At 64.8% G+C, this 6,281-nt stretch carries 6 protein-coding genes; 2 read left to right on the forward strand and 4 right to left on the reverse strand.

What is annotated here, in order from left to right:
- The coding region (locus IT472_RS11740) for an IS5 family transposase (RefSeq protein WP_297181748.1) at nucleotides 1–507 on the forward strand (507 nt) is incomplete at its 5' end.
- Nucleotides 508–878: 371 nt separating this feature from the next.
- Here IT472_RS11740 and IT472_RS11745 read toward each other — a convergent pair.
- From IT472_RS11745 to IT472_RS11760, 4 genes are all read right to left on the reverse strand, one after another.
- On the reverse strand, nucleotides 879–2,585 hold the full coding sequence (locus IT472_RS11745; protein WP_297181750.1) for a pectin acetylesterase-family hydrolase: 1,707 nt from the start codon (nucleotides 2,583–2,585) through the stop codon (nucleotides 879–881).
- 278 nt (nucleotides 2,586–2,863) lie between these two features.
- The gene (locus tag IT472_RS11750; protein WP_297181752.1) at nucleotides 2,864–3,754 is read right to left on the reverse strand and encodes a HEAT repeat domain-containing protein; all 891 of its coding nucleotides are present in this window, start codon (nucleotides 3,752–3,754) and stop codon (nucleotides 2,864–2,866) included.
- Nucleotides 3,755–3,813: 59 nt separating this feature from the next.
- Nucleotides 3,814–4,101: a choice-of-anchor Q domain-containing protein gene (locus tag IT472_RS11755; protein WP_297181754.1), complete on the reverse strand. Its 288-nt coding sequence runs from the start codon at nucleotides 4,099–4,101 to the stop codon at nucleotides 3,814–3,816.
- A 194-nt stretch (nucleotides 4,102–4,295) separates the two neighbouring features.
- A complete protein-coding gene (locus tag IT472_RS11760) occupies nucleotides 4,296–5,585 on the reverse strand; it encodes a hypothetical protein (protein ID WP_297181756.1) in 1,290 nt (429 codons plus the stop codon).
- Between the two features lie 342 nt (nucleotides 5,586–5,927).
- Between IT472_RS11760 and IT472_RS11765 the strand changes: the two genes are divergently transcribed.
- Entirely contained in the window at nucleotides 5,928–6,224 is a 297-nt protein-coding gene (locus IT472_RS11765; RefSeq protein WP_297181758.1) for a hypothetical protein, read from the forward strand.
- Nucleotides 6,225–6,281: the final 57 nt, after the last annotated feature.

Raw genomic sequence — 6,281 nt, forward strand, 5'->3', positions numbered from 1 at the left:
CCTGAGATGCACCAGACCAAGAAGGGCAACCAGTGGTACTTCGGAATGAAGGCCCACATTGGGGTCGACGTGGAATCTGGCCTGGTGCACACCGTCACGACGACCGCGGCGAACGCAGCGGATGTGACGCAGACCGAGCACCTGTTGCATGGCAGTGAAGTGGTGGTCTACGCCGACGCTGGCTACACCGGTGCCGAGCATCGGGTGGCGCGAAAGGACCTCTCCTGGCACGTCGCCGAGAAGCGCGGCAAGGTCAAGGCGATCGTCAACGATGCGATCCGCGAAGCGACGCAAGACCTGGAAACTCTTAAGGCGCGGATCCGCGCTCGAGTCGAGCATCCCTTCCGGGTGGTGAAGCGCCAGTTCGGATTCGTGAAGGTGCGTTTTCGCGGTTTGGCAAAGAACACCGCTCAAGTGCTGACGCTGTTTGCGCTGTCGAATCTGTGGCAGGCGCGTCATCGATTGTTGGCGATGACAGGAGAGGTGCGTCCGGCGACCACCGGATGAGGGAAAAGAAGGGGAAAGGCTCCAAAAGAGCCCATTTTTCGATCAAATCGATGACGTCGGATGTAGCAAAGACCGCTGCTGACGGCGCCACTGAACGTGTTCACCGACGCGAAGCCCGCCATACAGCCAAACGAGTCACTTGTTCAGACCTTCCCTAATTTCAGCTCGCGCAAGTGCAGGCCTCGACGGCTTGATTCTCAACTGGTTTGGTGGCGAGCCGTTACTGGCGCTGAATGTCATTCGCGAAATTGCTCAACCCGCGTAAGGCGTGTTTTTCGCTGGATGCAGGGTGGAACCCGCACACGCTTCACCGTGCGGTTTCCACCGCTCCGCTCTGGCTTGCCGGCCCGTGACCGAGTGCGCGTCGACCGTCATTCGAAGCCGTCGTGCAGCAGCAGCGGCGCGCATTCGCTGGTGGCGCCGTCCAGATGGGCGATGCGCGACACCAGCATGCCGCTGGCGGGTGCTGCGGCGAAGTCCTGCAGGAACTCGCGGTAGCTCTTGATGCTGCCGTCCTTGACGATGCTGGTTTCGAGAAACTGTGCGTCGTCGTAGACGCCACTGTGGTGCCCGCATTCGGGCATCCAGATGAAAATGGTGCCGGCATCCGGGCTGGGGTCGGCGTTGCTGGCCATCTCGGACTGCGTGTAGATGCCTTCGCGGAAGTGGCTGGCCTGCACCATCAGGCGCGCCTTGTTCTGCTCGAAGCTGATCGACGGCACGCACGGCGAGAAGTTGAAGAAGTCCGGTGCGACGCCGTCGCAGTGCGCGAACACGCCCGGCGTGCCCCACCACATCATGTGCCCGAACGGCAGGTTGTTGTGGTCATCGTTGGGGTCGGCGAAGTCCTCGCGCAGCAGCGCCGGCGTGCTCTCGTGGTGCAGGCGCACATGGAAGCGGTCGGTGCATTTCCACACGTCGTTGCTCGGCGTGTGGGTGGCCACGCAGGAGCTGTCGAGCACCCCGGCCCAGTCGCCCGGGGTTTCCAGCCAGGCGCGATAAGTGTCGGCGAAATGCGAGTCTTCGCTGCCGTGGTACCAGAAGGAATCGTAGGCGCCGCTGGCGTTGGTGACGCCACTCATGCGCTGCTGGAACAGGGTGTTGAAGATGGCCGGATTCGGGTTTTGCGCGGGGTCGAATGCGGCCTCGTTCTCCACGCTCGGCATGAACTGGGCGTCGTGCACCACGCGCACGTCGCCGTTGAAGCCGGGCATCGCGCGCAGATGGTCGGCGATGCGGTCGGCGTTCTGGTAGAGCCCGTGCGCGGCAGCCGAATGCCCGACCAGCAGCACCTGTTCGGCAGCGGAGATCGATGGCAGGCTCTCGACGGTGCTCGTCACGGTGCCGCCGTCATTGACCCAGGTCGGGTAGCTCAGCCCTTGCTGGTTGGGGCCGCGCAGGAAGTCGAGCGCCTCCAGCACGATCTTCTGACCGTGGCTGTAAAGATCGTAGCTCAGCGTCGGGCCGCCGTTGGGTACGGTTGCGCTGACGCCGAGGTGCGTGGCGCGGCCGCTGTGACGATCGAAGCCGCACTTGTGCACGCGGATGCGGTTGTAGCGGGCGAACACCGGGTTGCGCAGCGGATTGTTGCTGAGGATGCCGTTGCCGTTGTCGTCGGCGAGCGTGCTCATCGATTCCTCGGTGGCGGTGCCCATCAGCTGGCCCTGCTGGGTCACGTAGTCGCGCAGGCACTCGTTGCCGTTTTCGAAACCCGGCAATCCGTCGAAATCGCCGGCCGCGCAGGATTCGCCGCCGGTGGTCGAGATCAGCCAGCGGTTGGACGGCGGCCCGACGGCCTTGTCGACGTAAATGATCGGCCGCGTGCCGTCGACGCAGCGGATCGCCGGATCGGGCAGTTCGACGCGCGTGTAGGGCTTGATCGCCCCGACGTTGGCCGGCGGCTCCGGTACCGGCTGCGGCGGTGGCATCGGGTTCGGCGCCTGCACGGCGAGCATCTTGCAGCGCAGCGTGTTCTGCCAATAAGGATCGGCACAGCTGTTGGCGGCTTGCTGCGCGTGCGCCGGCAGGACAATGCAGGCGAGCAACAGGAAAGTGGCGACAACGGCGATTCTGCTCATGGTTCCTCCCGGCGAGATCGAAAAGAACGCGGACAGCAGGACTTGGTTGACGCTGCAGCTAGGCAGGCCATTGGCCATGGAGACGAGCGGGCCGGCGCTGAGTTCGACAGCCGCACAATCACCGGCCGCAGGCGGGCCCGACTGCCTGGCGGATCGGGCCATGCGCGGTGTGGTGTACTGCATCACCGCCGCGAACCCAGGCGGCTGCGGCGCCGCTGGCGCGGGCGGCGTGTTTCCCGCGAATGCGACGCTGATCCCTGCAGCCGAACTGCCGAAGATCAATCGCGTTCGGCGAGCAGTCCCACGGCAGCCAGCTTTTCGCGCCAGATCTGCGGGTCCGGCGGCAGCTCGTACAGGCTGGTGATCTCTTTCAGCGCCTGGTAGCTGTACTCGCGCGTTTGCTGGTCGCTGCGCGCCGACTCGGCGATGGCGAGCAGGCCGGGCACCGCCTGATAGCGCTCGGCGATCAGCAGCGTGCCGCTGGAGGCCAGGCCGCAGAACGCACGCTCGCGGACGATCGGCGACGGGTCCGACGCGGCGATGCCGAGCAAGGGATCGACCACTTCGGCGCCACCGAGGCGCGCCAGCGCGTCGACCGCGGCCTTGCGCTGCGCGATGTCCTCGACCTGCGTGGCCTGCAGCAGGCGCGTGTAGATGCGCTCGCGATCGACGCCGCGCGCGCCGAGCATGGACAGGCTCCACATCATCCACGGTCCGTTCTGCGCCGGATCGCGCTCCCAGCGCGCGAACAACTGATCGGCCTGCTGCGGCGATTTCTGCAGGCCGAACGAGGCGAGGAACACCTCGAAGCCGGCCATCCGCGTCTCGATGCGCGGCGCGTTCGCCGCCGTCTGCACCAGCGCCTCCAGATGCGGCGTCGAGGTGATGCTGCCGATCCATCCGGGCGCCTGTGCGATCACGTACTCGGCAGCGCCGCCAGAGCGGTTGATCGCCAGTTCCAGCGCGCGCTCGGCACGCTGCTGCGGCGGCAGGTCCTCGACCATGCTGGTGTAGAAGGCGTCAAAGCGCGCGTCGGTGGCCTCGCCCTGCTGGAACAGCGGCGCGGCGATGCTGCGCCATTGGCGGATGGCGGCCTCGCGCAGCGGCGGAATCGTCGCCACCGCGCCCGAGGTTACCAACAGCAGCATCGGTACCAGCCACTTGCGCATCGCGTCACTCCGATCCAGGTCACGACAGTTTACGCGCCGCCTTGACCGGGAGTTGTCGGTTACTGCTCGAAGCCGTCGGCGAATATCCCCTCGCAGCGCGAGCCGACTTCGGCGGAGCCGATGTCGCAGCCGCCCCCGATTGGACGCACATGGTTGCGCTGATCGACGGGCAAGCAGAAGGATGCGTTCGCATTGTTGATGGCCGGGCTGCCCGGCGCGGATTCATGGGTGGTCGTCGGTACGCCGTGGTCGGCCCGACTCCCGAGCGCCAGTGCCGCGTTGCTGACGTTGAGCTGATTGTGCGCCGCTGCCAGGTCGCGGCTGTCGCCCGGACTCCAGTCGCGCATGGCATTTGCGGACGAGCCACAGGCCGGCCGAGGGGCCGCGAGTACGCGAGCGCGCTCGGCCCTCGGACCGAACGACGCAAGAACGGCGGGGATGGGGCCAGCTGATCGATCAGAGTTGTGACGGCATCGATGTTGCCGCCGATCCAGCGCTGCGACTGGGCGCGGTGCCCGCGCCCAGTCGGGGAGCAAAGGTGCTACGGGCAGGTCAAGCCGGGGCCGCGCGACAGCGCACGCTCAAGTCGGATAGTGCCGGCCGCGCCCCAGCCCGCCACGGCAGGGGTGTAGATCAGGTCCATCTGGTTGCAGTTGCGGAAACGCAGCGTCACCGTGCCCCACGGGTCACGAATGACGTTTGCCGGGTTGAAGGCGGCGCCGAAGCGCGCGCCGCGCGTGGTCACCACCGGGAAGGTCAGATCCGCGGTGACGGCATCCGTGATGGCGCGATTTCCGCCGCCGACCAGATACACCGGGTTGCCGTTCGGGTCGTAGGTGTACCAGCTGAAGAACACGAACACATCGTGCGAACTCGGCGCCGGGTGGTCGCCCACTTCCAGCAGCACGCCTTCGCCATCGCGCAGCGGGTTCCACCAGATGCCGTTGAACGCCGCGTCGAAGTTGGTCGTGCCGCTTGCCTTCGCTGGCGCCAGAACCAGTTTGGTGCTGCCGTAAGTGAATGCTCGTGCGGCCAGGCGTATTTGATAGGTGGTGCCCACCGTTGCATCGAAAAGGACTTCCGATTCCAGATCGCCGCCGCTGAATTCCACATCATCGTTGATTGCCACGACGCTCAAGCTGCCCAAACTCACGCCGGTATAGACTTCGATCTGTGAATCGAACTGGCTGTCCAGCGTCCGGATACGCACGCGCTCGCTGCGCGGGGCGGTAAATCGATACCACAGGCTGCGCTGACCTGCGCCCGGCTCGCCGGTTTCCACGGTGGCTGCCTGATTGAATGCGACAGAAGTCGTGCCGGTCTCGCCAAACGTCAATGCGACGGCCGCCGAGAAATTATCTCCTGGCGGCGACACCAGCATGATCGGCATACTGATGGTTTGCCACGCCAGGCTGTAATTCCCGCTGGCACCGGAATACCCGTCAATGGCCAGCCAATATGTGCCGGATGGAATGCTGACGTCGATTTCGCTCCACAGCACTGCGCCGTTGGCGTCGTCATTGCCGGCAACCAGGCGCGCCTCGCTGATATTGGCGCCGCGGTACAGTGCCAGTGTCGTATCGTAATTTGAGCCTTCTGTTTTCGCATTGATACGCAGGTCCGTCGGCGTGACCAATCTGAACCAGACGCTCTTGCCATAGGCGTAGGAACTGACGCCGACCTCGCCCGCCTGGGCGGTCGCTGCACTGGTGTTTCCTGAAGTGATGCCACCGGCTGGCGAAATTTCTGTGGGATTATCGAACGGGTCATTTGACTGAGCGCACGCGAAAAACGACGTGCCGCATAACAACAGCATGAGAACAATACGCATGACTTACCTCCTTGATCCGAAAGAAATGGAACTGAAGCTGCGGCGCAAGTACACACCTTGATTTGATGCTACGCCGGACACGCGTGCTGTCAAGTCAACTTTTTCAGCGTACCCTCATGAAATTTGACATTAGTTAAAAACATAATCTAATTGCGATCGCTAGTGATTCTTGTTGAGAATCTCCAAATGGCTGATCGACGCATATTGGTGACCACCGGGGGCCCGCTGGACAGGCCATGCCGCTCGCCGCGCTTGTTTTGGCGGGGCTGGGCGCCAATCACCGCGCGGGGGCCGCGAAGGACTGCTGCTGCCAAGCCAGCCGTCACCTGATACCTGGATCGCGTGCGCGCGCTGTTGGCGGCGCTGGTCCTCGCCTGGCTGTTCCAGCGCAACCCGCTGATCGCCAATCCGAGCCTGCCTTTGCTCGGCTGGTTGCTGCTGCTGCACGCCTTTGTTCCGCCGCGGCCCTGCGGGTCGCTTGCGGCGCGCGTCCATGGCGCGGCCGATCCGAACTGGCGCCTGCCGCGGCATCTGCACCTGGCCGCGTGGGTCATGCTGGCGCTGTGCTACCAGCCGGTGCGCGTCGGCGGGCTGACGCCGGCGAGCCGCAACCTGTTCTGCAAGGCCGGGGCCAGCTAAACGGGGTTGCTCGGGCGGTTCGCGCCTCGCCCGCGCAAAGACTGCCGGAATCACCAC

It is taken from the genome of Thermomonas sp. (genome assembly GCF_020850895.1).
Taxonomy (GTDB): Bacteria; Pseudomonadota; Gammaproteobacteria; order Xanthomonadales; family Xanthomonadaceae; genus Thermomonas.